At 62.5% G+C, this 26,190-nt stretch carries 23 protein-coding genes; 19 read left to right on the top strand and 4 right to left on the bottom strand.

All coding sequences use genetic code 11. The annotated features are described in order from the left end of the window. The 19 genes from HHL14_RS17305 to HHL14_RS17395 form a co-directional block, all read left to right on the top strand. Positions 1-3,338: type VI secretion system Vgr family protein (locus HHL14_RS17305; protein WP_169498847.1), on the top strand; the 3,338-nt coding region annotated here is incomplete at its 5' end. 1 nt (position 3,339) lies between these two features. Next, positions 3,340-3,942 carry a hypothetical protein gene (locus tag HHL14_RS17310; RefSeq protein WP_169498848.1) on the top strand — a complete coding sequence of 201 codons (603 nt, stop codon included), beginning with the start codon at positions 3,340-3,342 and terminating at the stop codon, positions 3,940-3,942. Positions 3,943-4,231: 289 nt separating this feature from the next. After that, positions 4,232-4,831, top strand: coding sequence for a hypothetical protein (locus HHL14_RS17315; protein WP_169498849.1), 600 nt, complete (start codon positions 4,232-4,234; stop codon positions 4,829-4,831). Positions 4,832-4,981: 150 nt separating this feature from the next. Beyond that, positions 4,982-5,731: a hypothetical protein gene (locus tag HHL14_RS17320; protein WP_230413094.1), complete on the top strand. Its 750-nt coding sequence runs from the start codon at positions 4,982-4,984 to the stop codon at positions 5,729-5,731. A gap of 176 nt (positions 5,732-5,907) precedes the next feature. Continuing rightward, positions 5,908-6,207 (top strand): hypothetical protein, encoded by a 300-nt coding sequence (locus tag HHL14_RS17325; RefSeq protein WP_169498850.1) that lies wholly within the window; start codon positions 5,908-5,910, stop codon positions 6,205-6,207. A 443-nt stretch (positions 6,208-6,650) separates the two neighbouring features. Then, positions 6,651-7,691 (top strand): WD40/YVTN/BNR-like repeat-containing protein, encoded by a 1,041-nt coding sequence (locus tag HHL14_RS17330; protein WP_169498851.1) that lies wholly within the window; start codon positions 6,651-6,653, stop codon positions 7,689-7,691. A gap of 22 nt (positions 7,692-7,713) precedes the next feature. Further along, the gene (locus tag HHL14_RS17335) at positions 7,714-8,580 is read left to right on the top strand and encodes an HpcH/HpaI aldolase family protein (RefSeq protein WP_169498852.1); all 867 of its coding nucleotides are present in this window, start codon (positions 7,714-7,716) and stop codon (positions 8,578-8,580) included. Between the two features lie 19 nt (positions 8,581-8,599). Beyond that, positions 8,600-9,589, top strand: a complete 990-nt coding sequence (locus HHL14_RS17340; RefSeq protein WP_169498853.1) for an ABC transporter substrate-binding protein — start codon at positions 8,600-8,602, stop codon at positions 9,587-9,589. An 8-nt stretch (positions 9,590-9,597) separates the two neighbouring features. Further along, the gene (locus tag HHL14_RS17345; protein WP_169498854.1) at positions 9,598-10,518 is read left to right on the top strand and encodes a substrate-binding domain-containing protein; all 921 of its coding nucleotides are present in this window, start codon (positions 9,598-9,600) and stop codon (positions 10,516-10,518) included. Between the two features lie 82 nt (positions 10,519-10,600). Then, the gene (locus HHL14_RS17350; protein WP_169498855.1) at positions 10,601-11,524 is read left to right on the top strand and encodes a VOC family protein; all 924 of its coding nucleotides are present in this window, start codon (positions 10,601-10,603) and stop codon (positions 11,522-11,524) included. A 38-nt stretch (positions 11,525-11,562) separates the two neighbouring features. After that, on the top strand, positions 11,563-12,591 hold the full coding sequence (locus HHL14_RS17355; protein WP_169498856.1) for an amidohydrolase family protein: 1,029 nt from the start codon (positions 11,563-11,565) through the stop codon (positions 12,589-12,591). 56 nt (positions 12,592-12,647) lie between these two features. Next, entirely contained in the window at positions 12,648-13,427 is a 780-nt protein-coding gene (locus HHL14_RS17360; RefSeq protein ID WP_169498857.1) for an SDR family oxidoreductase, read from the top strand. Positions 13,428-13,439: 12 nt separating this feature from the next. Then, on the top strand, positions 13,440-14,300 hold the full coding sequence (locus HHL14_RS17365) for a fumarylacetoacetate hydrolase family protein (RefSeq protein WP_169498858.1): 861 nt from the start codon (positions 13,440-13,442) through the stop codon (positions 14,298-14,300). Positions 14,301-14,410: 110 nt separating this feature from the next. Continuing rightward, positions 14,411-15,796, top strand: coding sequence for a LysR family transcriptional regulator (locus HHL14_RS17370; RefSeq protein ID WP_169498859.1), 1,386 nt, complete (start codon positions 14,411-14,413; stop codon positions 15,794-15,796). Positions 15,797-16,035: 239 nt separating this feature from the next. Then, positions 16,036-17,298: an MFS transporter gene (locus tag HHL14_RS17375; protein ID WP_169498860.1), complete on the top strand. Its 1,263-nt coding sequence runs from the start codon at positions 16,036-16,038 to the stop codon at positions 17,296-17,298. 90 nt (positions 17,299-17,388) lie between these two features. Continuing rightward, the gene (locus HHL14_RS17380) at positions 17,389-18,111 is read left to right on the top strand and encodes a maleate cis-trans isomerase family protein (RefSeq protein WP_169498861.1); all 723 of its coding nucleotides are present in this window, start codon (positions 17,389-17,391) and stop codon (positions 18,109-18,111) included. A gap of 90 nt (positions 18,112-18,201) precedes the next feature. After that, complete coding sequence (locus HHL14_RS17385; protein WP_169498862.1) at positions 18,202-19,005, top strand: amidohydrolase family protein; 804 nt, start codon at positions 18,202-18,204, stop codon at positions 19,003-19,005. A 75-nt stretch (positions 19,006-19,080) separates the two neighbouring features. Continuing rightward, on the top strand, positions 19,081-20,292 hold the full coding sequence (locus HHL14_RS17390; protein WP_169498863.1) for an MFS transporter: 1,212 nt from the start codon (positions 19,081-19,083) through the stop codon (positions 20,290-20,292). A gap of 184 nt (positions 20,293-20,476) precedes the next feature. Next, entirely contained in the window at positions 20,477-21,607 is a 1,131-nt protein-coding gene (locus HHL14_RS17395) for a porin (RefSeq protein WP_169498864.1), read from the top strand. 201 nt (positions 21,608-21,808) lie between these two features. Here HHL14_RS17395 and HHL14_RS17400 read toward each other — a convergent pair whose 3' ends face one another. The 4 genes from HHL14_RS17400 to phnC all read right to left on the bottom strand — a co-directional run bounded on the left by HHL14_RS17400 (position 21,809) and on the right by phnC (position 25,846). Further along, entirely contained in the window at positions 21,809-22,645 is an 837-nt protein-coding gene (locus HHL14_RS17400) for a DMT family transporter (protein ID WP_169499006.1), read from the bottom strand. A gap of 379 nt (positions 22,646-23,024) precedes the next feature. Beyond that, positions 23,025-23,864 carry a phosphonate ABC transporter, permease protein PhnE gene (gene phnE / locus HHL14_RS17405; protein WP_169498865.1) on the bottom strand — a complete coding sequence of 280 codons (840 nt, stop codon included), beginning with the start codon at positions 23,862-23,864 and terminating at the stop codon, positions 23,025-23,027. After that, a complete protein-coding gene (phnD, locus tag HHL14_RS17410; protein ID WP_169498866.1) occupies positions 23,861-24,838 on the bottom strand; it encodes a phosphonate ABC transporter substrate-binding protein in 978 nt (325 codons plus the stop codon). Before phnD ends, phnE begins: the two co-directional genes overlap by 4 nt. A 60-nt stretch (positions 24,839-24,898) precedes the next feature. Beyond that, positions 24,899-25,846 carry a phosphonate ABC transporter ATP-binding protein gene (gene phnC, locus HHL14_RS17415; RefSeq protein ID WP_169498867.1) on the bottom strand — a complete coding sequence of 316 codons (948 nt, stop codon included), beginning with the start codon at positions 25,844-25,846 and terminating at the stop codon, positions 24,899-24,901. Positions 25,847-26,190 lie beyond the last annotated feature (344 nt).

Below are 26,190 nucleotides of genomic sequence, written 5' to 3' on the forward strand. Positions count from 1 at the left end.
CTGACTTCGGGAACGGCTACCCGAAGCGCGACTACGTGCGGCAAATGTGGGAGTCCGACTTCGATTTCCTCACGCGCATCTGGCGGGAATGGGGGCTCTACTACCTGTTCGACGGCATGACGCTTGTGCTGTGCGATTCGCCCGCCTCGCACAGGCAGCAAGACCATGCGTACGACCGCGTCCGCTATCGCGCAGTGGGGAGCCGGAATGTCGAAGAGGAGCACATCTACCGACTCGAGATGTCGCGGCGTATCACGAGCGGCAAGGTCCGTCTCGCCGATTACGACTACACGCGTCCGGGCGCATCGCTCGAGGGCGAATTCGCGAGCTACAGCGACAGTGCGCACGACGATATCGGACAGCGCGGCTGGGGCGAGTATGCTCAGCCGCTGGCTGGCGCCGGCGGATTGTCCGGTGAACGAAACAATTACGAGGATGAAGCCCGACACCTCGCTAGCGTGCGCGTCGATGCGATGCGCTGCCGGGGGCGGCGGCTGAAGGGACGCGGCAATCTTCGCGGACTGACGACGGGTAAGACGTTCTGGCTCGAAGAGCATCCACAGCGGGAAATCAATGCGGAGTATCTGGTCGTGTCGACGACGCTCGATATCCGCAATGCCGCGCAGAGCACAGAGTCACCTTCTCTCAATCCGCGCGATACCGATGACGACGACTCGCGCGATTGCATAACCGATTTCGTCCTGCAACCAGCCAATACGTTCTTCCGGAACAGACCGAAGAAGAAGCCACACTGCGCGAGCGAAACGGCGATCGTGGTGGCACCGCCGAACCAGCCGCTCTGGGTCGACGGTTACGCGCGCGTGAAGGTCCGCTTCGTGTGGGACCGCGAGAGCGCAAAAGACGAACACGCGAGCTGCTGGCTACGTGTGTCCTCGCCATGGCAGGGCAACGGATTCGGCGCGATCTGGCTGCCGCGCACCGGCCAGGAGGTCACGATCGGCTATCACGAAGGCGATCCGGACAAGCCGTACGTCTCGGACCGGATGGTCAACGCGTGGAATCAGCCGCCGTGGAAGCTGCCGGATAACCAGGCGCTGTCGGGCATGCTCAGTCGCGATCTCGCCGGCAGTCGCTCCAGTCACCTCGTACTCGACGACACACCAGGCCAGTTGCAGACACAACTCGCCAGCGATCACGCGCAGTCGCGCCTCGTACTCGGCTACAACACGCGCATCGTGCGCGAGGCGGGACGTCAGCAGGCACGCGGCATCGGCTGGGAACTGGCGACCGATGCATGGGGTGTCGCGCGCGCCGGCCAGGGCATGCTGATTACCACCGACGCGCGTGACGGCGCGAGCGCACCCGCGAAGGACATGGGCGAGACGGTGGCACGGCTCTCGCAGGCGCGCGATATCCATGAACGCGTCGCGGGTCTCGCGCGACAGCACGAAGCGCAGGAAGCGCGGACGGATCAGCGCGATGTGTCGAAGGCGATCCGTGCGCAGAACGACGCGATACGTGGGAGCGTGGCGAATGCGGAGCGGCCGTTTCCGGAGTTGCGCAGGCCGGACATGGTGCTCGCGAGCGCGGCCGGCATCGGTCTGGCCGCGGCAGAGAGTGCGCATGTCGCGAGTGGCGAACATATCGCGCTGACCGCGGGCGGACACGTCAGCGTCGCGGCGGTGAAAGCGCTGCTCGCGTCGGCGGTCGATGGCGTGCGGGTGTTTGCGCAGAACCTCGGCATCCGGCTGAAGGCAGCGTCGGGCAAGGTACAGATCGAAGCGCAACGCGACGACGTCGAGGTGATTGCGCAGCGTGTCGTGAACATCATCAGCCGAACCGGGTCGATCAATCTGATGGCGAGTCGGGAGATCGTGTTTCACGCGGGCAGCACGAGAGTGGTGATCGATGCGCAAGGCTATCGGGTCTATACCGAGGGCGAGCATCTCGTGCATGCGGCGAGTCATCGAGAGTTTGAGCCGGCGGCGTGGCCGGTCAGTATGCCGGTCACGACGGCGAAACCCGGCAGGCTCGCGGCGCATCATGTTCTGATCGAACACGATAGCGGCTACGCACTGGCGAACCAGCCGTATCGGATCACGCTCGACGATGGTCAGGTGATCTCGGGTGTGACCAATGCGCTCGGCGAAACGCGCGTCGTCAGTAGCAATGTGCCTGTATTCGCGACCGTCGAGTTATTGGCCGCGAGTGAGCCCGATAAGGTTATTGCGCTGAGTAAGGGCGTCGTTATCCGGGAAGCAGAACAGCCGTTTTTTGCCGGCGATGTACCGAACGCCGAAAAACGCAGTACCACGGTTGCCGGCAAGACCGTCGACACGCCGAGTCTGCGCGCGACGACAGAAAACAAGGCGCCTGAATTTGTTTCGTGCGATCCGATGAATTTCGGGCTGCGCTTTTATCACTTTATCGATGGTGCGAATGGGGCCGATGCGCCGGCGGGTATGTCGATGCGTAAGGATGTCGAGTATCCGGTGACGAAAGTCTATACGGCCGCGATAAAGGCTGCGTTGAAGGGAATTGATTGGGCGGGGGTGGGGTGGCCGTTGAGTGTGGAGTCGATAGAGATGATTCAGAACGCGGTTAAACAGCCACTCTATAACGCGCTAAGAACAGGGCCGTTTGGATTGTTTGGGGGCAATTCCTCGATTCCAGAAAATGGCGATGTCATGCCGAAAATTATGGTCGTCAATTCTGATCGAGCAGAACAGTACGATCTGCGACAGGACGTCAGCGCCGCATTTATGGGTCGAGACTGGCTTATTGTCGTCAATGCGAGAGAAATCGCACGCATTATCGAAGCCAGACACGAGTCAGATCTCTTGGGCAACCGCCTCAGGGCACTCGCCGATACGCTCTACCACGAAGCCCGTCATTGCCAGCAGTACTTCTGGATGCTTTCCTTGCTTCAGCATTTCCCGGATGACTACAAGGATCTGTCCGGTATTCAGCAGGTGTATACGTCGGTGATGTTTGAAAATGCATTCATAGCGGCTGGGAATACTCCGCTACCGGACGATCCTCGCGTTCACATCGGTTTACACAGGATGCTCGTATTTCACTACTACTGGCTGATTTCTTATATGCAGAAAAAACCAGGATGGGAATACGTGATGCGGGATATTTCACTTGCCGAGAAGAAGGTGTATGAACTTCTGAAGGTATCTCCAGAAGCAGCACAAAAAATGGCCCAATTCGAAACCGGCTACAGGAGTCAACTCCATGAAGAGGATGCCTACGCTTGTGCTGAAGTGGTTCAGGCTTACTGGCAGAACCCTCGCGATCCTCTCGTTCGCAATCCCGGCACATGCACAGCCCAGTACGCCGACGCTCTTAGGGCTGTCGGGGCAAGGAGCTAACGTGAAGCAGACCGTGACCGACGCACAGCGCCACATGGTGCTCAGCGTATTGATGACCGCTATGGCGATCCTGCGCGACGATCAACCGTTCAATCCCAAGCACACGGTTTTCGGCCGCAACTTTGCCGCAGAGCCTCTCTTCGGGAACGCGGTGGGTACTGAATATTCCTTCGAGAATCCAGCTTTTCCCAGTACGCAGATTACCTTGGTCGTAGCAGGCGACCCGACTGACCGCGCGGCCGAGCGTATGAGGGACACGCAGGTCCCGAGAGCTTTCGTGATCCGGTTCGATCCGATGATAACGGGAATCATGCGCTCGACTTTGGAAGACCTGTTCCCGCTCGACATCGGATACTGGGTCGATGGAAAAGGAAATCGGCAGTTCGGTAATGACATGGGCGCAGTACCGCCACAGGTCCGTGTGCATCACTATCGTTATCGTGCTTCGGCGCAGCCTGCGAGTCGGTTCCCCGTTGATGTCCAACTGGTATTCGGCGATCCAAAGCCACAGGCGGCAGGGGATGACGAACCTAAAACGCCGGTGCTGATGGATGTTCTCCTGACGCGTGACTACTTCAAACCAACGCCGGATCGGCGTCGATAGGGCACCGTGAGAAGCAGTCAACGCACAGGCGTTCGGCATGATGGAGTAGAGCACCGACATGCTATGTATGAGCTTTGCCTCTTCAGATATTTGCCTGGAGGCTGCACAAAAAAATGGCCCAATTCGAAACTGGCTACAGGAGTCAAACTCCATGACGAAGATGCTTACGCTTGCGCGGAAGTGGTTCAGGCTTACTGGCAGAACCCTCGCGATCCTCTGGTTCGCAATCCCGGCACATGCACAGCTCAGTACGCCGACGCTCTCAGAGCTGTCGGAGCAAGGAGCTAACATGAAACAGACCGTGACCGACGCCCGGCGCCACATGGTGCTCAGCGTATTGATGACCGCCATGGCGATCCTGCGCGACGATCAGCCGTTCGATCCTAAGCACACGGTTTTCGGCCGTAATTTCGCCGCACGTCCTCTTAGAGGTTCCATTGGCACGGAGTATTTATTCGAGAATCCCGCCTTTCCTCGTACGCAGATCATGTTGTATACAGTGGCCGATCCTGTCGATCACTCGGCCGATCGTACGGAAGTCAGGCAGGTTCCCACAACCTTTAGGATCTGGTTCAGTCCGTCGATATCGGGAGTCATGCGTTCGACTCTGGAGGATTTGTTTCCCCTTGATATCGGATATTGGATCGGCGGCACCGGCAACCGGTGGCCCGGCAATGACCTGGGAACAATGCCGCCGCAGGTTCTTCTGCATCATTATCGCTATCGTGCTTCGGCTCAGCCATGGAGCCGGTATCCCGTCGATGTTCAACTCGCTTTTGGCGATCCCGACCCGCAGGCTACGAGTGACGACGAACCCAAAACACCAGTCTTGCTAAGCGTTCTCCTGACGCGTGACTATTCCACATCAACGCCGGCTCAGCGTCGATAGGGTGCCGTGAGAAGCAGTCAACGCGCAGGCGTTCGGCATGATGGAGTAGAGCACCGGCATGCTGCGCATCGAGCTTTGCATCTTCAGATATTTACCTGGAGGCTGCACAGAAAAAGGCCCAATTCGAAACCGGCTACAGGAGTCAACTCCATGAAGAAGATGCCTACGCTTGCGCAGAAGTGGTTCGGGCTTATTGGAAGAACCCTCGCGATCCTCTCGTTCGCAATCCCGGCACATGCACAGCTCAGTACGCCGACGCTCTCAGGACAGTTGGAGCAAGGAGCTAACATGAAACAGACCGTGACCGACGCACAGCGCCACATGGTGCTCAGCGTATTAACGATGGCAATGGCGATCCTGCGCGACGATCAGCCGTTCGATCCTGAACACGTGATATTTGGCCGAAATTTTTCAGTGCGTCCTCTGAGAGGTTCAGTTGGCACGGAGTATTTATTCGAGAATTCGGCTTTTCCCGGCACGCTAATTACTGTATTCGCAGAGGCTGATCCAGCCGATCCCACAGCCGATCGCACAAAGGTCCGGCAAGTTCCCACTGCTTTCACGGTCTGGTTCAACTCGTCGATAAAGGGAATTCCTCGTTCAACCATCGAAGATCTGCTTCCGCTTGACATCGGATACTGGGTCGACTCTCATGGCAATCAGCAGCCCGGGAATGACATGGGAGCAGTGCCCCCACAGGTTCTTCTGCATGGTTATCGCTATCGTGCTTCGGCACTCCCAGCGAGTCAGTTTCCCGTGGATGTCGAACTAGCCTTCGGCGACCCTGACCCGCAGGCCACGGAAAAGAATGCTGTCAAAACACCGGTCTTGCTAGGCGCTATCCTGACGCGCAACTATTTCGAACTAACACCCAGGCAGCGCGAAAAGAACCCGCGGTGAGCAGAATCCCACCTTAATGCGCTCTCTGCATTCCCCACCTCGCCCCCCATTGTGTCCACCCGCGCAACAGTCAATTCCTCCCCGATGGCTTACCCGCAAGCGAACCGACTTCTAAACTGCCCCCATCGTCGCGGCTGTGTCAGCTCGCATCGAGCCATCTCTGGAGGTAGAAAATCATGAAATCGTTGATCGAAGCTGTCGTTATCGCCGCACTGATTGCCACGCCGCTCGCGACGTTCGCTCAATCGAATCAGACCCGCCAGCAGGAAATTCAGGCAACTCCACGCGCCGCTCAGGCTCAGCTCGACAAGACCGACCACCAGCCGTCATCCGCCGCCGTACGCGCCGCGACCCAGAACCAGGTAGCGCGCAACAGCGGCTACGGCGCACCGGCCAACGGTTCGTCGCAGACGGGCAGCCGAATGGAGACGACGGCGAGTTCCTATTCGGCGCCGGTGGTGAAGTACACGCGCTGAGGTGCGCGCGGCGCGCGGGTCGAAGCGCGGCCGCCTTCAAGTTGACTTGAACAGGAATGGCCTGCTTTCGCTGCCTGGTGAATGCAGGCCATTCGCGTCTTCGGCTACATCGCGTATAGCGCCCGCAATGGTCGCCTATCCTCCGCACGTTCCAGCTCATTGATTTGCGTCACCAGGCTTAACCACCGTTCATCCTGTTCGTCGTCGAGCCGCATTGCCCTTACAGCCCCAGTACGGGTAATCACTAGCCTCCGCACACCCCCCAGCCCGCTTTCCTCCCTTTGCCAGCGCCGTTTTCCCCGACTAAGCAAATTCCTATTGCCCCCGCAGATTTTGAATAACAAAGCGTAGCCGGCGGCACTTACACTGCATTCCGAACTCCTGTTGAGCGCCGGCCCCCGATCACGCGGCGACGCTCGACGCACAATTCATTTGGAGACCTTATGAAAGAATTGATGCTGGTCGGCACGGCCGCCAATCGTCCGAATGCCATTGGTTCGATGTACCGTTTGAGGCCCGGCGGCGAGTGGGAAAAGCTGACCGACTTCCCCGACGACGCGTCCGTACAGGCCATCACGCCGCATCCTGAACGTCCGGAGCTACTGTTCGCGGCAACGCGCAAGGGCGTCTATCGCTCGACCGACGGCGGCGATTCGTGGACGCGCCTGAACGTGACCGACGAGACGATCCAGTTCTGGAGCGTCGTGATTCATCCGACCCGTCCCGACACGCTGTTCGCGGCGGGTGGTCCCGTCAGCATCTATCGCAGCGACGACGGTGGCGACACGTGGCGCAAGTGCAAGGCCGACCATCCGGAACGCTTCAGGATTTCGTTCGGCGATTCGCGCGTGATGCGCATCGCGTTCCATCCGGTCAATCCCGACGTGATGTACGCGGTCGCGGAAATCAACGGCTTTCTCGTCAGCGAGGACGGCGGCGAAACGTGGCGCGGCGAAGCGCAAGGCCTGCTCGAACTCGCGAAACAGCCGTATCTGAAGAGCCGGATCGAAACCGACGACGACGCCGAAGGCGTGTTCGACGCCCATTCGGTCTGCACGACCAGCGCCGACCCGGACGCATTGTTCTATATCTGCCGCCTCGGCGTGTTCGAAAGCCGCGACAAGGGCAAGACCTTCCGCGATCTCGAAGTCGGCAAATTCGCGCCGTTCTCGTATGCACGCGATTGCCGCTTCGTTTGCAACGATCCGAAGAAGATGTACGCGTGCTTCAGCATTTCGTCGCGCAGCGAGGCAGGCGCGCTGTATGCAAGCGACGACCTCGGCAAGAACTGGTATCGCGCGGATTCGCAGGTGAATCCGTCGAGCACGATGCTCGGCTTCGGCGTGCATCCGACCGATCCGAACGGCGTAATCAGCGTCACGCGTGGCGGTCAGGTGTTCTTCACCACCGACGGCTGCCGCAACTGGACCGAAAAACCTCTTCCGCAAGGCGCAGGCGACGCGTTCTGCGCGGCGATGCTGTAAGCGAACGAAGGACGATCGAACCATGACAGAAAGACTCAACGGCGTAATCCGCGCGCTGCAAACCGGACGCCGTATCGCATTCACGTCGTTCATTCAGGCGGAAGTGGAATCGGCGGTCGCGTTTGCGCAGTCATCGAACGACGGCGTCGTGTTCGAACTCGAACACACGCCCTGGGATATCCGCGCGCTGCGCGAATCGATGCAGTTTCTGCTGCTGCGCGAGCGCATCGCGAAGGCGCAGTCGATTGCTTGCCAGATGACCCCGCTCGTGCGCATTCCGCCGAGCGGCAGCGAAATGAATCAGTGGTTCGCGAAGCAGGCACTCGATCTCGGCGCGTACGGCATTGTCTGGCCGCGCATCAGCACGCCGGAGGAGGCCTATAACGCGGTCGCCGCGTGCCGCTATCCGCGTCTGCAGAGCGCGCCGCTGTATGAGCCGGCCGGTTTGCGCGGCGATGCGCCGATGCCCGCCGCGCGTTACTGGGGCGTGTCGCAGCAGGAGTACTACCGCAAGGCCGACGTGTGGCCGCTCGCGCCGGACGGCGAAGTGCTGGTCGTGCTGATGATCGAGGACACGCGTGCAATCGAAAACCTCGAGGAGATCGTCAAGCAGGTGCAGGGCATTGGCGTGCTGCTGATCGGCGAGGGCGATCTGACTCAGGAGCTCGGCTGTCCGCGCCAGTACGACAACCCGGAACTGCTGCGCATGATGGATCACGTGCTCGAAGTGGGTAAGGCGTACGACATTCCTGTCGGCCATCCGCACGTGACGAACCAGAACGTGGGCCGCGTGATCGAGCAGGGTTACCGCTTCCTGATGACCTATCCGAAGCGCGATTTCTCGGCGCTCGACAAAGGCCTGCAACTGTCCGGCCGTGCAGCGGCTTGAAGCGAGGGGCGGAGGAATCATGACAACCAAACTGTCGATCGTGTTGGGGCCGCACGGCCAGGTGAGCGATCTGCGTGACGGCACAGTCGGCGTGCAGGGCTTTGGGCTGGAGTTCACCGAAAAGAAGCGCATGCCGGACGCCTATCGCGAGATGGCGCGCAGCCAGCCTTACGACATCTGCGAAATGGCGCCGACGTCCTATCTGATGGCGGTCGCGGCCGGTGCGCCGATTACCGCATTGGCGATTCCGATGACACGGCGCTTCCGGCATGCGGGGACGCAGCGGCTGCGTTCGTCGTCGATACGGAATCCGAAAGATCTGGAAGGGCGCAGCGTCGGCGTGCGAGCGTACTCGGTGACGGCGGCGGTCTGGACGCGCGGCATTTTCGCCGACGAATACGGCGTCGATCCGGACCGGATCACGTGGGTTACCGAAGAGGAGGAGAACGTGCAGAGCTTCGCGACGCCGTCGAACGTTAAGCGGCTCGCTGAAGGCGAATCGATCGCGGCGCTGATGAAGCGCGGCGAACTCGAAGCCGCATTCGGCGGACTGGCCGGCGCGGGCAACGATCTCGAAGACGAACTCGTCGAGATCGTCGACGACGCCGGTGCACGCGAGCGCGACTGGTTCGAGCGCACCGGTATCTATCCGCTGCACGGCATGATTGTGGTGCGCAACGACGTGCTCGAACGGCATCCGACACTGGCCGGCGCGCTGTTCGATGCTTTCACGCAGGCGAAGGTGAATTACCTCGAACGTATTCGCAACGGCACGGCCGACGGCGCGGAGGACAAGCGCTATCGCAAGTTGTCGGCATGGGTCGGCGATCCGCTGCCCTATGGTTTCGGCGAGAACGAGCCGTCGCTCGCGGCGCTGGTGCGCTACGCGTACCGGCAGAAACTGATTCCCGCCGAGCCGCCGTTGCACGCCGTATTCCACGATCCGCGCCGGACCAGCAGCACGGATCCCGTTCAACGCGAGGCGCTGGCCGCCGCGAATCGCTCATGAAGCAGCCCATGAATCAGCCCATGAAGCCGCAGATGAAAGAGACCGACATGACCCCGCTCACCGCGATGATGGGCACTTACAAAAAGACCGCGCCGCTGAAAGACGGCAGCGTGGCCTCGCCGCTCGTGCGGCTCGATTTCGCCGACGTCGACACCGCGCGGAAAGCGTTCAAGGACGTCGTGCGCGGCCTGAAGTTCGACGTCGCGGAACTCGCTGTCGTCACGTTCCTGCAAGCGTATGAAGCCGGTAAGCCTTACGTGATGTTGCCGTTCGTGATGAACGGCATGTTCCACCACAAGAGCATCCTGTGCCGCGCCGACGACGATCTGCAACCACAGAACCTTGCCGGCAAGACGGTCGCGATGCGCTCGTATCCGCAAACCACGCCGACTTGGGGGCGAGGCATTCTGTCCGACGAATACGGCGTCGAGCTCGACAAGGTGCGCTGGCTCACCCAGGAAGGCGCGCACGTCGCCGAGGCTCGCGACCCCGAGTTCGTCACGCGGATCGATTCGACGCTGAGCCTCGAAGACATGCTGCGCGCCGGCGAAGTCGACGCGATCATCGCGGGCGGGGCGTTGTCGGGCGATCCGGGAATTCGTACGCTGATCGCCGAGCCGAAGGAAGCCGCCGCGGCCGCGTATCGCCGCACGGGCGTCGTGCCGATCAATCACGTCGTGACGATTCGCAAGGAGATCGCGGAGACCCGGATTGACCTCGTGCGCGAAGTGTTCCATATGCTACTGAAGAGCCGTGAGGCGAGCGGCGAGTTGCCGCCCGCCGACGGCCCGGATTTGCAGCCGGTCGGTTTCGACGCGCTGCGTCCGGCACTCGAAACGGTCATCCGTTACGCGCATGAACAGAAGTTGATCTCGCGGCGTTATGCGGTCGAAGAACTGTACGGCAACGTCGGGAAAATTCTGGACTGACGACACGCGAGCGGACCGCGGACCGAACCGTCGTAATAGCAGGCTTGAACAGGAGACAACGGTGGCTTCACCGATTACAGGAATGGCATACGTCCGGCTCAGCGCACCGGATCTCGGCCGGATGCAGGCGTTTCTCGAAGATTTCGGCATGGTGCTCGCGCATCGCGACGCGAAGCGTCTTTATATGCGCGGCGTCAGTGATACGCCGTTTCTGCACGTGACCGAACTCGGCGAGCCCGGCGCGATCAGCTTCGGCTACGAGCTGAGCGAAGACGCCGACCTCGGCACGCTCGCGAAGCTGCCCGGCGCGCAAGGCGTCGAAACGCCGGATGCACCCGGCGGCGGCCGGCGCGTGCGGGTGCAGGACCCGAACGGCTTCTGGCTCGAACTCGTGACGGGCCGCGAACGCGTCGCGCCGCTGCCGCCGCGCGTGCTGGTGCGCGGCCCCGAAGGCGAAAGCCGCTCGCTTGGGCCGGCGCGGGTGGTGCGGATCGCGCACACCGCGTACGCGACGCCGAATCTCGCCGACACGATTGGCTGGTATCAGCGCACCTTCGGTCTGCTGCCGACCGACGAACTGTTCGTCGGCGACCAGAGCAACGTCATCGGTCAGTTCAATCGCGTCGATCGCGGCGACGAACTGGTTGATCACCACGTGATCTTCCTGCTGCGCGGCCAGCGCGCCGGCATGCATCACGTGTCGTATCAGGTCGAGGGCGTCGACGACATCTTCTTCGGCTACGACCACATGGCGCACCGTTCGCACGATCACGTGCGCGGCATCGGCCGGCATGCGCTCGGCAGCCAGATCTTCGACTACTGGATGAGCCCGTTCGAGCAGATGCACGAGCACTGGATCTCGCAGGAAAAGCTCAACGCGTCGAGCCGTTTCAACCGCATCCAGATCGGCGAGGGCATGAGTTACGACACCGGCGAAAAGCCGCCCGAGCGCTTCGTCAAGCAAGCCACGCAGATGGTCGCGTGGCCGGCGGATAGCGGCGCCTGATACGCGTGCTCTTGTCTCAAACAACACGGTAAATCACGATGATTATTGATTGTCACGGGCACTTCACGACAGTGCCGAAAACGCTGCACGAATGGCGGCGTCGTCAGCTCGAAAACGGCGGCGGCCTCTACGGCGCACCGCTCGACATCTCCGACGACGAACTGCGCGCCTCGCTCGAAAGCGGCCAGCTGAAAGCGCAACGCGAGCGCGGTCTCGACCTCACGCTGTTCTCGCCGATCGCGGGGCAGATGGGCCATCACCTCGGCACGCTCGAAAACAGCATCGAGTGGTCGCGCCTGAACAACGATCTGATTCATCGAGTCTGCGAGCTGTATCCCGAGAACTTCGCGGGCGTGTGCCAGTTGCCGCAATCGCCGGGGCAGGGGCTCGAAGCGTCGGCGGCGGAACTCGAACGCTGCGTGCTCGAATTGGGGTTCGTCGGCTGCAATCTGAATCCGGACCCGTCCGGCGGCTACTGGACCGACAAGCCGCTGACCGACCACATCTACTATCCGCTGTACGAGAAGATGGTCGAGCTCGACGTGCCGGCGATGATTCACGTGAGCAGCTCGTGCAATCCATGTTTCCATCACGTCGGCGCGCACTATCTGAACGGCGACACCACCGCGTTCATGCAACTGCTGCTCGCGCCGCAACTGTTCGAGGACTTTCCGACGCTGCGCTTCATCATCCCGCACGGCGGCGGCGCGGTGCCGTATCACTGGGGACGCTATCGCGGCCTCGCGCAGGACATGGGCTTCGAAACGCTCGACAAGGGCCTCCTGAACAACGTGTTCTTCGATACCTGCGTGTATCACCAGGCGGGCATCGATCTGCTGACGAAGGTGATTCCTCATCGCAACATCGTGTTCGGCTCGGAGATGATCGGCGCGGTGAAGGGTATCGATCCCGAGACCGGTCATCACTACGACGACACCGGCCGCTATATCGTCGCGACGCCGCATCTGACTGGCAACGATCGCCAGCAGGTGCTCGAAGGCAATGCGCTGACGCTCTATCCGCGCCTGAAGGAGCGTCTCGCGGCGCTCGCCGAAAAAGCGCAGTAGCCGCAATAAGCGCTGCTCGACGCAACGGGAAATAACGAAGTCAAAGAGGACACGTCATGGATTTGGGAATCGCCGGAAAGAAGGCACTGGTGTGCGCATCGTCGCGAGGCCTGGGGCTCGCGTGCGCGACCGCGCTGGCGCGTGAGGGCTGCGAAGTCTATATCAACGGCCGTCATCGCGACGCGCTGGAAACAGCAGCCGCGCAGATCGAAACGGTGGCGGGCCGGCGGCCGCACATCGTCGTCGCGGATCTGAACACGGAAGAAGGACGCGCCGCTCTGATCGACGCGTGCCCCGCGCCCGACATTCTGATCAACAACAACGCCGGCCCGGAGCCGGGCAAGATCGGCGACTGGAGTCGCGAGGAATGGCTCGGCGCGGTGGAAGGCAACATGCTCGCGCCGATCTTCCTGATCAAGGCCTTCGTGCCGGGCATGCGCGAGCGGCGCTTCGGCCGGATCATCAACATCACGTCGGCGATGGTCAAGTCGCCGAGCGCGATGATGGGTTTGTCCGCCGCCGTGCGCGCGGCGCTGACCGCGCTCAGCAAATCGGTGCAGCGCGACAGCGTGGTCGACAACGTGACGATCAACAACATGCTGCCGGAACGTTTCGACACCGACCGTCAGATCTTCATGGCCGAGCGCATGGTGAAGAAGGACGGCATCACGATGGCCGAAGCGAAGCAGCGCATTGCCGCGACGATCGCCGCGAAGCGGCTCGGCGATCCGAAGGAGTTCGGCGACGCGTGCGCATTTCTGTGCAGCGCGCAGGCTGGCTACATCTCGGGACAGAACCTGCAACTGGATGGCGGCTCGTATGCCGGCCTCGTCTAACGGAGAAGTGAAGTGAAATATTCCAGCTTTGAAATCGACGGACGCAGCACCTATGGCGTCGTGGTCGGCGACGGCGTCGTCGATCTCGGCAAGCGTTTCGGCCACGAATACGCGGACCTGAAGGCGCTGGTCGCCGCGGGCTTTCCGCAGCATGTCGCGGCCGCCGCAACCGGAGCCGCCGACTATGCGCTCGACCGTATCCGTTTTCTGCCGCCGATCGCGGCGCCCGTGCACATCTGGTGTCTCGCGCTGAATTACGCCGAGCATCACAACGAAGTGCAGAGCGCGGGGCGCGTGCAGGAACTGCCGAAATCGCCGGCGCTGTTCGCGCGTGCCGCCGATTCGCTGGTCGGTCATAACGAAGCGCTGCAGCATCCGGGCGTGAGCGAGCAGTTCGACTTCGAAGGCGAGCTGGTCGTCGTGATCGGCAAACCCGGTTACCGGATCGCGGCGGAGAATGCGTTCGAACACATCGCCGGCTTTACAATCATGAACGAAGGCAGCGTGCGCGACTGGCAATTCCATACGCGGCAGATCACGCCGGGGAAAAACTTCTACCGCAGCGGTTCGATCGGTCCGTGGATCGTGCCGCGTAGCGAGATCGAGGACGTCGACCAACTGCGCATCCGCACCACGCTGAACGGTCAGGTGATGCAGGACGAGTCCGTCAGCGCGATGATTCACAAGATTCCGCGTTTCATCGAATACGTGTCGACGATCGCGCCGCTGTATCCAGGCGATATTCTCGCGACCGGCACGCCGAGCGGCGTCGGTTTCTCGCGTACGCCGCCGGTGTTCATGAAACCGGGGGACGTGTGCGAGATTTCGATCGACAAAATCGGCACGCTGCGCAATACGGTGGCGCGCGGCTAGCGCGAGCTGCAAGAGCGGCGAGTGCGGCGAGTGCGGCGAGTGCGGCGCGCATGGCATGACGGTCCTTTCACCCAGTCAATCAATTTGAGCTAGTTGAATCAGGAATGGCGATGCGACGAATCGAGACCACGGCGTCCGAGAAAGACCTGCCCAGCATCTGGCAACTGCGGGTCTTCGAGACTGTCGCGCGCCATGAAAACGTCACCCAGGCGTCGCAGGAATTGCTGCGCTCGCAGCCGGCCACGACGTCGTGCGTCGCGGCGCTCGAAGGGATGCTCGGCGTCGCATTGTTCGAACGCTCGCCGACCGGCACGTATCTGACGCCGGTCGGCGTGGCGGCGCTGGTGCGCACGCGCAAGATCCTGCAATTCGCCGAGGAAGCCGCGCAACTGGTCGTGAGTACGCGCAAGGTGTCGCCGCTCGCGCTGGCCAGCAGCATCACGCGCACGCAGATGCGCTGCCTGATCGCGATCGAGGAGTGCGGCTCGTTTCGTGCGGCCGCGCGGATGCTCGGCATTACCGAAGCGTCGTTGCAGCGCGCGGCGCGCACGCTCGAACAGAATCTCGGTGGGCAGTTGTACCGGCATACGTCGTCGGGCATCAATACGACGGAGGTGGGCAGCGAATTCGCGCGACGCCTGAAGCTGGTGTCGAGCCAGATCGCGGCGCTTGCCGAAACCGTCACCACCTACGAGTTTCCGAAAGAGCGCACGGTCACCGTCGGCGTGCTGCTGCTCGATCCGACCATTCTGATCGTCAACGCGATCCGCTCGCTGTCCGCGCAGTTTCCCGATGCACGCGTGGTGGTGTTGAGCGGCACCTATGAAACGCTGCTCAACAAGCTGCTGCGCGGCGAGATCGATTTCATGCTGGGCTTGCTGAAACAGCCGGGCAAGGCGTTCGATTTCGTCGAGGAGCCGCTGTATCACGAGCGCTATTGCGTGGTCGCGAGCCGCGAGCATCCGCTGACCCGCCACAACGCGATCACTGTCGACGACCTGACGCGCTACCAGTGGGTGCTGCCGCCGAAGGGCTCGCCGCGCCGCGAAGCGTACGAGCACATCTTCGCCGAGACCACGCCGCCGCCGGCGAGCATCGAAACCTATTCGCTGTCGACGATCCGCATCACGCTGTACGACGCCGAAATGCTGACGGTGCTGAGCTGGACCGAGGTGCTGAGCGAGCGGCGCTTCGGCTTTATCGCGCCGTTGCCGGTGGACGTGCCGTGGGATGGACCGATCGTCGGCATTACGACGAAACGCGACTGGCGTCCGAACGACGTGCAGGCGGCGTTTCTGCATCATCTGAAGCGCAACGCGACGGCGATTGCGGGCGAATCGACGGTGGAACCGGAGAGTGCGGCGCGCGAAGCGGTGCCGAAGGCTGCTGTGCCGGAGCAGCCGTCTACCCGTTCCGTCAGGTCCGCCGAGGCCGCCGGGGCCGCGAAATCGCCGCGCAATCGCAAACCGGCTGCCCGCAAGGCGCGCGGCGCCTAAACCAGTACCGCTAGTGCGCATGGCGACTGATCGGTTCCATTCGAATCAATTAGTCATCCAAAGTAAAAAACGAAGGAGACAACGATGTTGCAAATCAACAGCGGGCGTAGCCCGTTCCAGGAGCAGACGACATTGTCCGGCAACCAGAAGCTGCTGCTTGGACTCGTCGGCGTCGGCAGCATGCTCGAATTCTGGGACGCTTATCTGATCGGTTTCATCATGGAGTACCTGATCAAGCCGTGGGGCCTCACGTACGGAATCATGGGCGCGGTGCTGCTGTCGTCGGTGCGGGCGCGATCGTCGGCGGCGTGGTGTGGGGCAGCATGGCGGATCGCTTCGGCCGCAAGCCGGTGTTCGTGCTGTCGCTGCTATTGCTCGCGGCGGCGAGCGTGGGCCTCGCATTCACGCCGGAACGCGGCTGGATCTATATGGCCGTGCTGCGCGTCGTGATCGGCTTCTGTACTGCCGGCTACTTCATCCAGATCGCGCTCGTGCACGAGTTCACGCCGCCACGGCGGCGCGGCATGCTGACCGGCATCGTTTCGGCGATCACGACAGGCGGTCTGCTGCTTGGCGCGTTCAGCGGCGCGTACGTGATCCCGGCGCTCGGCTGGCGCTGGACCTTCGCGCTCGGCGCCGCGCCGGCTGTGATCGCGCTGATCGGCGCCGCGTATATCCCCGAGTCGCCTCGCTGGCTGAGTCTGCAGGGACGCGACGCGGCCGCGCGTCGTTCGATTGCGTGGGCGCTTGGCAAGTCGTCGTTCGATGAGCAGCTCGACACGCCACAACCGGTCGCGTCGCGCGGCTGGTTCGAATTGCTGAGCTGTCCGCGCAGCGTGATCACGACGACGCTGATCAACATCGGGCTGATTGCGGGCTACTACGGCATCGTGCTGTGGGCGCCGACGCTGCTCGCGCAGATCCAGCAATTCACGCCTGCGCTCGCCGCGAAAACGATGATCGGCTTCGCCGTGCTCGGCATGCTCGCGCGTTTGTCGGCCGCGGGACTGGCGGATCGCATCGGCCGCCGCAAAACGGGCGGCTACTTTGCGATCGCGTCGGCCATTGCGTTGCTCGCGGCAGGTTATATCGGTCACGGCGACTGGCTCACGCCGTCGCTGTTCTGGGCGCCATTGCTGCTCGCGTTCATTTTCGCGGACGGCAGCTTCGCGGTGTGCGCCGCCTATTCGACCGAAATCTGGCCGTCGCGTCTGCGCGGCACCGGTTCGGGCTATGCGGGACTCGCCGGCTCGGTCGGCAAGATTCTCGGCCCGCTCGGCCTCGCGATGACGGCAGGATCGAACAACGTCGTGATGCCGTCGGCGACCATCGGCGTAATCGTGCCGGCATTCCAGTTTCTCGCGTTGTGCCTGCTCGTGTGCGGCGTCACGTATCTGACGATCGGCATCGAGGCGCGCGGCAAAGCGCTCGAATCGATGGATCACGCGGAAGAAGAAGCACGCGCGGCGAGCCATTCGCCCGAGTACAGCAAAAACGGATGACCCCGGCAGTTTTTCGATTGAGCCTGCAAAGCGTAAGCCCATAGACTGGTCCACAACCTGCAACACACCGAGCAACACTAGAGGGAACCGATGAAGAAACTGCGTGTGGGAATGATCGTGCCGTCGCTGAACACGATCGCCGAAGACGACTTTCGCGCCTATTGCCCGGATGGCGTCGCGTATCACGTGCATCGCATCAGGCTGCGCAAGGAAGCGGGGCGCGTGACGATGGAAAGCCTGACGCGCGCCTACCTCGAAGCGATCGACGAGGGGGGCTATCTGAAAGACCTGTCGCCCGATGCGATCGCCTTCAACTGCACCGGCGCGAGCGTCGCCAATGGTCAGGACTGCGATGCGAGGCTCGCGCAGCGCATGACACAAACGCTGGAGATTCCGTCGACCAACACGATGGTCGCGATCAAGGAGGCGCTAAGCGTGCTGAAGGCCGACGGCATTCTGCACGTGTGTCCGTTTAGCGACGAGTTCTCGCGCATCGAACGGCAATCGCTGCTCGATTCCGGCTTCAACGTGTTGCGCACGGTATCGCTCGGTTTCACCGATGCGAAAGTGGCCGCGCAGATGGAGCCCGCCGAAATCGCCGAGGTGGTGCGCAAGCAGGTGGACGGCGACACGCGCGCGGTGCTGCTGTCGTGCGCGAACGTGCGTGCGTTCGAAGCCGCCGACGAACTCGAACGCGGCCTCGATCTGCCGGTCGTCACCAGCAATCAGGCGATGCTGTGGTCGGTGCTGAACGCGGCGGGCTGGCGCGGCCAGATTCGCGGCGCGGGGCGGCTTTTCCAGACCGGCGGCTGAGGTACGCCGGCAAGCATCGACTCATATCGATCCACGCCGCTACGCTGCCGCTCCGTTCGTGACTCACACGATATTCAACCAAGAACTTCCATGCCGATCGTAGACGCACAAATCCACGCCTGGTCCAACGGTGTTTCGACCGGGCACCATCGACGCACGCCGATTACCGGCGACGTCCTCAAGGCCGAAATGGCGCAGGCTGGCGTCGACCGCGCGTTGCTGGTGCCGCCGCTGTGGGATCCCGACGGCAACGCCTATTCGTTGTCGCTCGCCGCGGCCGAACCGCAGCGCTTTGCGGTGATGGGGCTGCTCGACAGCCGCCTCGACAATCAGGACCGACTGTTGCGCGCGTGGCGCGAGCAGCCGAACATGCGCGCCATCCGCTTTCTGTTCAACACGAAGGAGCGTTTGCAGCCGCTCCTCGATGGCGAACTGGACCGGCTCTGGCCGATCGCCGAGGAAACCGGCCTAGTGGTCGCGCTGCTGGTGCCGAACGCGCTGCACGTGGTCGAGGACATCGCGCGTCGGCATCCGCGACTGAAGATCATCGTCGATCATCTCGGCGTGCCGCGCGGCGCGTCGGGACCGGGCGCGTTCGATCACCTGCCGGCGCTGCTCGCGCTCGCGGAGCATCGGAACGTGCATGTGAAGGCGGCGGGCGTCGGCGATTACGCGCTCGATCCGTACCCGTTCCGTTCGCTCGAAGCAACCCTGCGTCAGGTATTCGATGCATTCGGCGCCGAGCGGATCGTGTGGGCGAGCGAACTGTCGCGGCTGCACCATCCGTATCGCCAGTGCGTCACGCATTTCAGCGAGACGTTGGCGTGGCTGTCGGCGGCGAATCGAGAGCTGATCATGGGCGGCAATTTGTGCCGATTGCTCGAATGGGAGTGACGGGCTTAGGGCACGCACGAGTTCAATAAATGCATAACAAGTACAACAATCGAACGTTTTTCTCAGGAGACAAGCATGCTTTCCCCGGGCAGTTGGCCTTGCATCATCCTGCTGTATCTCTACGGCACCGTCGCGACGTCGCTCGTCACGCAGTCTGTCCCGGTGATCGGCGACATCGCGAAGTATTTCGGCCTGTCGCACGCTAGCGCGGGCTGGGTCATCTCGATCCCTTCGCTGATTACCGCGATCGCCGCCGTGTTCGGCGGCTGGCTGGTCGACCGGATCGGCGACAAGCGCGTGATTTTCGGTGGCTCGGTATTCGCGCTGGTCGGCAATCTGGTCGTGTTCGGCGCGCACGACGTCGGCACGCTGTTTTTTGGCCGCCTGCTGCAAGGCGTCGGCTATCTGTCGCTGACGGTCGGCGCGGTGACGCTGATCATGCGCACGACGACCGGCGCGCGCCGCAGCATCGCGCTCGGTTTGTGGACCTCGCACACGGCAGTGGGTATCGGTTTGACGCTGAGCATCGTCGCGCCGCTCGCGCAGCGCGGCGATCTGTGGCGTTGGGCATTTGGCGGCCACGCGATCCTGATGGCGGCGCTCGCGGGCGCGGTGGTGCTGTTGCCCGCCAGGCAGCCGAATCTGCAGAGCCGGCGACTCTCCGACATCTGGCTCGTGCTGAAGAGTCCGCGGCCGTATCGCGTCGCGCTGGCATCGGGGGCTTCCGCGTTTATCCAGACCGGCATCATGGCGGCGCTGACGGTTTATATGTCGCGGCGCTACGCGATTGCGATTCCGGCCGCAGCGGCGATCGGTACGCTCGCCGAGGTGTTCGTGGCGTGCGGCTGTCTGAGCGTCGGACATCTGCTGAAGGCGGGCGTGAATGGCGGCCGGCTCGCGATCGTCGGCGGCATCGTCATGCTGTGCGGCGGCGTTGCCTTGTATCTGCCGATGGTCGGACTCGTCGCCGCGATCGTCGCCGTGTGCGTGTTCTCGATCGGTATCGGCACCGTCAACGGCTATATCTGGACGCTGGTGCCGTCGTCGTCGCCGAGCGTCGGCACGCTGGGCGCGACGAGTGGAGTGGTCGCGCAGGCGACCTATCTCGGCGTGCTGCTCGGGCCGCCGGCCATCTTCGCGAGCTTCTACGAAGGCGGCTGGATGGTGCGCGTTGGGCTCGTCGTGATTGCTGTCGTGCTGCAACTCGCGCCGATTCTCGGCTGGGGACGCCCGGAAAATCTCGAAGAACGCCGGCATGCACCGGTGGAAGCGCTCGGACCGAACTGACCCGACTGACTTGAACACGGTACGCGAACGACATCGCAGTTCGCCGTTCGCAGGCCTCCTCGCGAGCCGTCACGCACGCTTCGCATAATCCGGTAGGTACAAAGCAATACGATGTCCGGGATCCACGACTTCTGAACACGTTGGGCAATCTATAAAAATTAGCGATACTAACTAAGGAGACATCATGAAGGTTTGGCGGTTGGCACGAAAGACGGCAATGTGCGCGGCATTGAGCGCGGTGGGTATCGGCTGTGCGCATGCGCAGAGCAGCGTCACGCTGTACGGGATCATTTCGACCGGTATCGAATACGTGAGCAACGTGAAGGGCTCGCACCTGTTCGCGCTCGCCAACGGCGGCATGATGCCGCCGCGTTTCGGCTTGCGCGGCGACGAAGACCTGGGCGGCGGCACGCATGCGATCTTCACGCTCGAAAACGGCTTCTCGATCACCAACGGCGCGATGCTCGGCGGCATGTTCGGCCGTCAGGCCTTCATCGGCCTGAGCAATCAGCGCTACGGTACGGTGACGATGGGCCGTCAATACGAGGAAATGACCAATAGCCTCTGGTGGGCGGAATCCGCGAATATTTTTGCCGGCTTTGGCGCGCATATCGGCGACAACGACAACATGTTCTTCACGAACCGCTTCAACAACTCGGTGCGCTACGTGTCGCCGACGTTCTCCGGGTTCACGTTCGCGGGCAGCTACGCGTTCTCGAACTCGACGCAGTTCTCGAACAACAACGGCTTCAGCGGCAGCGCGGTCTATGCGAACGGGCCGTTGAAGGCCGGCGTCGCGTTCACGCAGTTCAACCGGCGCAGCAACGCGACGCCGTCGAATCTGACGAGCGGCGCGGTCGATAGCACCGGCTGGGGTTTCAGCTCGCCGTTCGTGGTGAGCCCGACCGGTGCGGGCACCGACCAGCAGCGCATCCTCGGTGCGGGCGCGACCTACGATTTCGGCTTCTTCAACGTGCTCGCGAGCTATTCGAACGTGTTGTTCAACTATTCGGATTCGACGGGATTGCGCTTGCAGAACGGCGAGCTCGGCGTGTGGAAGCGTTTTACGCCGGCGTTGCAGATCGGCGTGTCGTACGTGTACACGGCCGGCGACTATTCCGGTGGCCGCTCGCCGCACTACAACCAGGTGACGCTCGCGACCGACTACCTGCTGTCGAAGCGCACTGACCTGTTCCTCACCGGCATCTATCAGCGCGCGAGCGGTCCGGGTGCGTATGCGCAGATCTATACGACGACGGCGTCGAGCAGCCAGTCGCAGACGCTGGTGCAGGCGGGGATCCGGCATCGGTTCTAAAGAGGGGTGTGTGAGGGCGGTCGACTTACGGCTGGTTTGATGCTGGAGCAGGGGGCTTATCGCAAGCGTCTCCTGTTCCAGTTGGTGGCTATGGCGGATTTTCAGGGAAGGCACGAGCCTAACGCCGGACAGCACGAAAATCGGCGCCGAAAGCTATTCGTCACACCTGTTACGCCATGTCGGCCCGCCGCCGAACCCCGCTCAAATCCGGATCAACACCGCGCCCACCGTCACCAGCGCACATGCCACGATGCGCCGCGCGGTCAGCTTCTCGCGCATGAAGATACAGCCGATCAGCACCGCGAAGATCGAACTCAACTCGCGCAGTGCGGACACCATCGCGATCGGCAGATAGCGATACGCCTCGATGATCAGGCAATACGCGCCCAGCGCGAGCACGCCGGACGCCACGCCTTTGAGCACCAGCGCGCGGCCGATGAACAGACCCTTCGCGCCGCCGCGCCAATGCCACGCAAGCAGGAACTGCGGGATGTTCCAGATCAGATAGACCCACATGATGTAGCTGAGCCCATTGCCCGCGACACGCGCGCCGATGCCGTCGACGATCGAGTATGCGGCGATGAAGAGGCCCGTCAGCAGCGCGAACGGCACGCTCTCGCCGGAAAAGCGCATGCCGCGCCGGAACGCGAGCGAGACGATGCCGCACGACACCAGCGCGACGCCGAACGCGGCGAGCGGCTTCAGCACTTCGCCGGCGAACACGAGCGCGCCGACGAACACCAGCATCGGCGACAGACCGCGCGCGATTGGATAGATCTGGCCGAAGTCGCCACTCCGGTACGCGCGGATCAGCGCGAGCAGATAGCCCCATTCGAGCACCGCCGACGCGGCGATATACGGCCACGCGGCCGGCGCGGGCAAGGGCAGCACCAGCACGCCGAGCGCGCTGACCGCGATGTACGGCATCGCCATCATGCCGAGCAGCCAGACGCGGTCCTCGGACAGATGCAGGAACGCGTTCCAGGTCGCGTGAAGCAGCGCGGAGAACAGCACCAGCAGGACGACAAAGGTTTCCATCGACAGCGGAATGATGCGAGAGGGCACGAGGGAAGGCCGCCGAAGCGGCCGCAAGCCCGTGATTATTCCAGCAGATCGCCGCGACGGCGGGATGGGCGACTAAAGCGAAGGGGCTTTATGTGGAGAAAAGCGGCGTTTTGAGGCGGGTAAAAATGGCCGCCTGAGGGGCGGGGAGTGTGCTGAAGCTTGCTTCAACTTCAGCTAAACCATGACTCGACGCAGCCAGAGGCGCGGCACAGAGCGACTACAGCGCGCCAGATGCGCTCACGAACGTCGCGTCCAAAACAAACGGGCGAAGCGCGATCACGCTTCACCCGTGCCGTTTTTTCAGCTTGACTACGTGGCCACTCCGCTTCGCTTAGCGTAGCCGCAGCCCCAGTCAGATCACCCGCTCCCGCAACCACGCCGAACCCAGATCGATCACCGTCACGACGACGATCACCATGATCATCACCGCGGCCGTCTGCGCATAGTTGAACGAGCGGATCGCTTCGTACAGCACCACGCCGATGCCGCCCGCACCGACCATGCCGACCACCATCGCCGAGCGCACGTTCGATTCGAAGCGGTAGAGCGCGTACGAGATCCACAGCGGCAGCACCTGCGGCAGCACCGCGTAGACGATTTCGTCGAGCCGCGTCGCACCGGTTGCGCGTACACCTTCGGCCGGGCGCGGATCGATCGCCTCGACGGCCTCGGCGAACAGCTTCGCGAGCACGCCGGTCGTGTGGACCCACAGCGCGAGCACGCCGGCGAACGGCCCGAGCCCGACCGCGACGATGAACAGCATCGCGAACACCATTTCGTTGATCGCGCGGCATGCGTCCATCAGGCGACGCATCGGCTGCACGATCCACTGCGGCGCGAGATTGTGCGCGGACATCAGGCCGCACGGCACCGCGCAAACGAGCGAGAGCGCGGTGCCCCAGATCGCGACCGCCAGCGTCACGTACATCTCGTGCACGTAGGTGCGCCATTCGGTGAAGTCGGGCGGGAAGAAGTCTTTCGCGAACTGGCCCATGTTCGCGGAATCGCTGAGCAGATCGAGCGGGCGCATGTCGGCGCCGTGCCATGCGCCGCCGAGCACGGCGAGCACCGCGACCCAGCCGACCAGCGAGCGCCAGCTGCGCTTGCCGGCGAGGTCCTGCGGTCGCGTCGCCGGCGCGGTGCCCGCGTTGCTCGCGCTTGCCGACGACGCGCTCAGATCGGCCGTGTTCATTGCTTCGACTGCGCGCTATTGAGTGCGCTCAGCTTCGCGTCGAGCGCGGCCAGTTGGGTCTTGCGGTCGTTGTCGGACAGATGCGCATCGCTTTCGATCTTCTGCTTCTGCTGGAACAGCACGATTTCGCGGATCGGCCGCAACTGCTGATCCGACGACGCCTCGAAGCCGCTGTACTCGGTGATGCCGGCCATCACCGCTTTCTCGTGCGGATCGGTCTTCGCGTAGTTCAGGAAGAACTTGCGCAGCTTGTCCTTGGTCGCCTGCGGCAGATCCTTGCGCCATACCAGCGGGTCGGACGGAATCAGCGGCGAAGTCCACAGCACGCGCACTTGCGCGTACTTGTCCGGGTGCTCGCGCTTGAGCGTTTCCATCATCATGCTGTTATTGGTTGCGATGTCGATCTTGTTGTTGACGACCGCGAGCAGATTCGCCTCGTGGCTCGACGGCAGCACGCTTTTGAACGACGTATTGACCGGCGTGTTGTGCTTCGCGAACAGGTAGTAGGCCGGCACCAGCGTGCCCGACGTCGAGTTCGGATCGCCGAAACCGAGCGTCAGGTCCTTCGTGTTCTTGAACACGTCGTCGAGCGTTTTGAAGCGGCTGTTCACATTGGTGATCAGCAGCGAGTAGTAGCCGCTATCGCCGTTCGCATGCTGAGCCTTCGCGAATACTTCGCCACCCGAACGATCGACCGCTTCGATCGCCGATGCGTTGCCGAAATAGCCGACCTGTACCTTGTTGAAACGCATGCCTTCGATAATGCCGGCGTAATCGGTCGCGAAGAACGCCTTCACGTTCAGGCCGGTCTGCTTTTTCATGTCTTCGATCAGCGGCTCCCAGCGTTGCTTGAGCACCACCGACGAGTCGGTCGAGATGACGCCGAGGTTGATGTCCTCGGCGTGGGCGGTGGCGACGCAGGCGAAAGCGGCCGCGCCGGCCGCGAGCGTGAACAGGGAGCGCAGGAATTTCATCGGTGAAGATCCGGTTGGGTGGGCGGAAAGAGCGAAGGAGGCGAGGTCGCGCGGAGGGAATCAGTTCGATGGTGCCGGTTCGAGCGCGAATGGGTAGTGGCTGACGGCGCTTGCCGCATCGCTGTGTGCATCGTGGCGGGCGGGCGTGTCGTGTGCGGTTTGAGGCGCGTGCGCATCGTGCGCGTCATGCGCGTCATGCGCGGCATGCGCGGCATGCGCGGCATCGTCGAGCAATTCGTGTGCATCGTCGCCGTAGAGCTTTTTCAGCAGCGGCGGCGTCAGCGTGCTGGATGGGCCGTCGTAGACCACCTTGCCGCGACGCAATGCGATCGTGCGTGGGCAGTACCGCATCGCGATGTCCACCTGATGCAGCGACACCAGCACGGTGATCCCATGGTCGCGGTTCAGCGCGCGCAGCATGTCCATCACGCGGCGCGACGATTCGGGGTCGAGCGACGCGATCGGCTCGTCCGCGAGCACGATGCGCGCACGTTGCACCAGCGCCCGCGCGAGTGCCGCGCGTTGCTGCTGACCGCCCGACAGATTGGCGGCGCGCTCACGTGCATGTTCGCCGATACCGACCTCGTTGAGCGCGGCAAGCGACAACGCCCGCTCCGCGCGCGGAAAACGGCCGCTCAAGCGTCGCCACCAAGGCAGTCGCGCGAGCGCGCCGATCAGCACGTTGGTTTCGACGGAGAGCCGGTTCACCAGATTGAACTGCTGGAATACGAAGCCGATATCGCGGCGAATGCTGCGCACCTCGCGGACGATGCGGCCATTCTGCTGGATCGGCCGACCGAGAATCTCGATCTGCGACGGCTGCGCATCCGACGCGGTAAAGCCCGCGATATGCCGCAGCAACGTCGATTTGCCCGAGCCCGAAGCGCCGATCAACGCGACCATCTCGCCGGGCGCGACGCGCAGATCGATTTCGTCGAGCGCTTTGCGGCCGTTGCCGAAAGTCTTGCTCAAACGCTCGATACGAATAGCTTCACGGATCGCTTCCATCTGTACCCTCTCGATGCATCCCGCCGCTGCCGGCATGTGTGGGGCTCATTCTAGGAAGCGTCTGTGACGGTTGAGTGAAGGCATCGCAACGTCTAGACGACTACATCTTTATGGCGGCCATCGCCGCGCAGTTTCATATGTCGTCAGGATGGCAAAACAAAGTCGCTTCGAAGTCAGTGCAAGCCCGCCGAAAGTCGGGAACGAATCGACGACGAATCAGCGACGCAAACGAAAATGACATACGTGTGACACGATTCGCGCGTTGGCACGGCGGCTCGCGCGTGCTGACCCATACCTGGGCTATAGTGCGTCATTCCCGTGCCGCTCCAATAATCCCGACACCC

It is taken from the genome of Paraburkholderia antibiotica (assembly GCF_012927125.1).
Taxonomy (GTDB): Bacteria; Pseudomonadota; Gammaproteobacteria; order Burkholderiales; family Burkholderiaceae; genus Paraburkholderia; species Paraburkholderia antibiotica.

Bases quoted from the DNA above. Each gene is read 5' to 3' on its own strand.
- HHL14_RS17315 (WP_169498849.1), top strand. From the start codon at position 4,232: ATGAAACAGACCGTGACCGACGCCCGGCGCCACATGGTGCTCAGCGTA.
- HHL14_RS17320 (WP_230413094.1), top strand. From the start codon at position 4,982: ATGAAGAAGATGCCTACGCTTGCGCAGAAGTGGTTCGGGCTTATTGGA.
- HHL14_RS17325 (WP_169498850.1), top strand. From the start codon at position 5,908: ATGAAATCGTTGATCGAAGCTGTCGTTATCGCCGCACTGATTGCCACG.
- HHL14_RS17330 (WP_169498851.1), top strand. From the start codon at position 6,651: ATGAAAGAATTGATGCTGGTCGGCACGGCCGCCAATCGTCCGAATGCC.
- HHL14_RS17335 (WP_169498852.1), top strand. From the start codon at position 7,714: ATGACAGAAAGACTCAACGGCGTAATCCGCGCGCTGCAAACCGGACGC.
- HHL14_RS17340 (WP_169498853.1), top strand. From the start codon at position 8,600: ATGACAACCAAACTGTCGATCGTGTTGGGGCCGCACGGCCAGGTGAGC.
- HHL14_RS17345 (WP_169498854.1), top strand. From the start codon at position 9,598: ATGAATCAGCCCATGAAGCCGCAGATGAAAGAGACCGACATGACCCCG.
- HHL14_RS17350 (WP_169498855.1), top strand. From the start codon at position 10,601: ATGGCATACGTCCGGCTCAGCGCACCGGATCTCGGCCGGATGCAGGCG.
- HHL14_RS17355 (WP_169498856.1), top strand. From the start codon at position 11,563: ATGATTATTGATTGTCACGGGCACTTCACGACAGTGCCGAAAACGCTG.
- HHL14_RS17360 (WP_169498857.1), top strand. From the start codon at position 12,648: ATGGATTTGGGAATCGCCGGAAAGAAGGCACTGGTGTGCGCATCGTCG.
- HHL14_RS17370 (WP_169498859.1), top strand. From the start codon at position 14,411: ATGCGACGAATCGAGACCACGGCGTCCGAGAAAGACCTGCCCAGCATC.
- HHL14_RS17380 (WP_169498861.1), top strand. From the start codon at position 17,389: ATGAAGAAACTGCGTGTGGGAATGATCGTGCCGTCGCTGAACACGATC.
- HHL14_RS17385 (WP_169498862.1), top strand. From the start codon at position 18,202: ATGCCGATCGTAGACGCACAAATCCACGCCTGGTCCAACGGTGTTTCG.
- HHL14_RS17390 (WP_169498863.1), top strand. From the start codon at position 19,081: ATGCTTTCCCCGGGCAGTTGGCCTTGCATCATCCTGCTGTATCTCTAC.
- HHL14_RS17395 (WP_169498864.1), top strand. From the start codon at position 20,477: ATGAAGGTTTGGCGGTTGGCACGAAAGACGGCAATGTGCGCGGCATTG.
- HHL14_RS17400 (WP_169499006.1), bottom strand. From the start codon at position 22,645: ATGGAAACCTTTGTCGTCCTGCTGGTGCTGTTCTCCGCGCTGCTTCAC.
- phnE (WP_169498865.1), bottom strand. From the start codon at position 23,864: ATGAACACGGCCGATCTGAGCGCGTCGTCGGCAAGCGCGAGCAACGCG.
- phnD (WP_169498866.1), bottom strand. From the start codon at position 24,838: ATGAAATTCCTGCGCTCCCTGTTCACGCTCGCGGCCGGCGCGGCCGCT.
- phnC (WP_169498867.1), bottom strand. From the start codon at position 25,846: ATGGAAGCGATCCGTGAAGCTATTCGTATCGAGCGTTTGAGCAAGACT.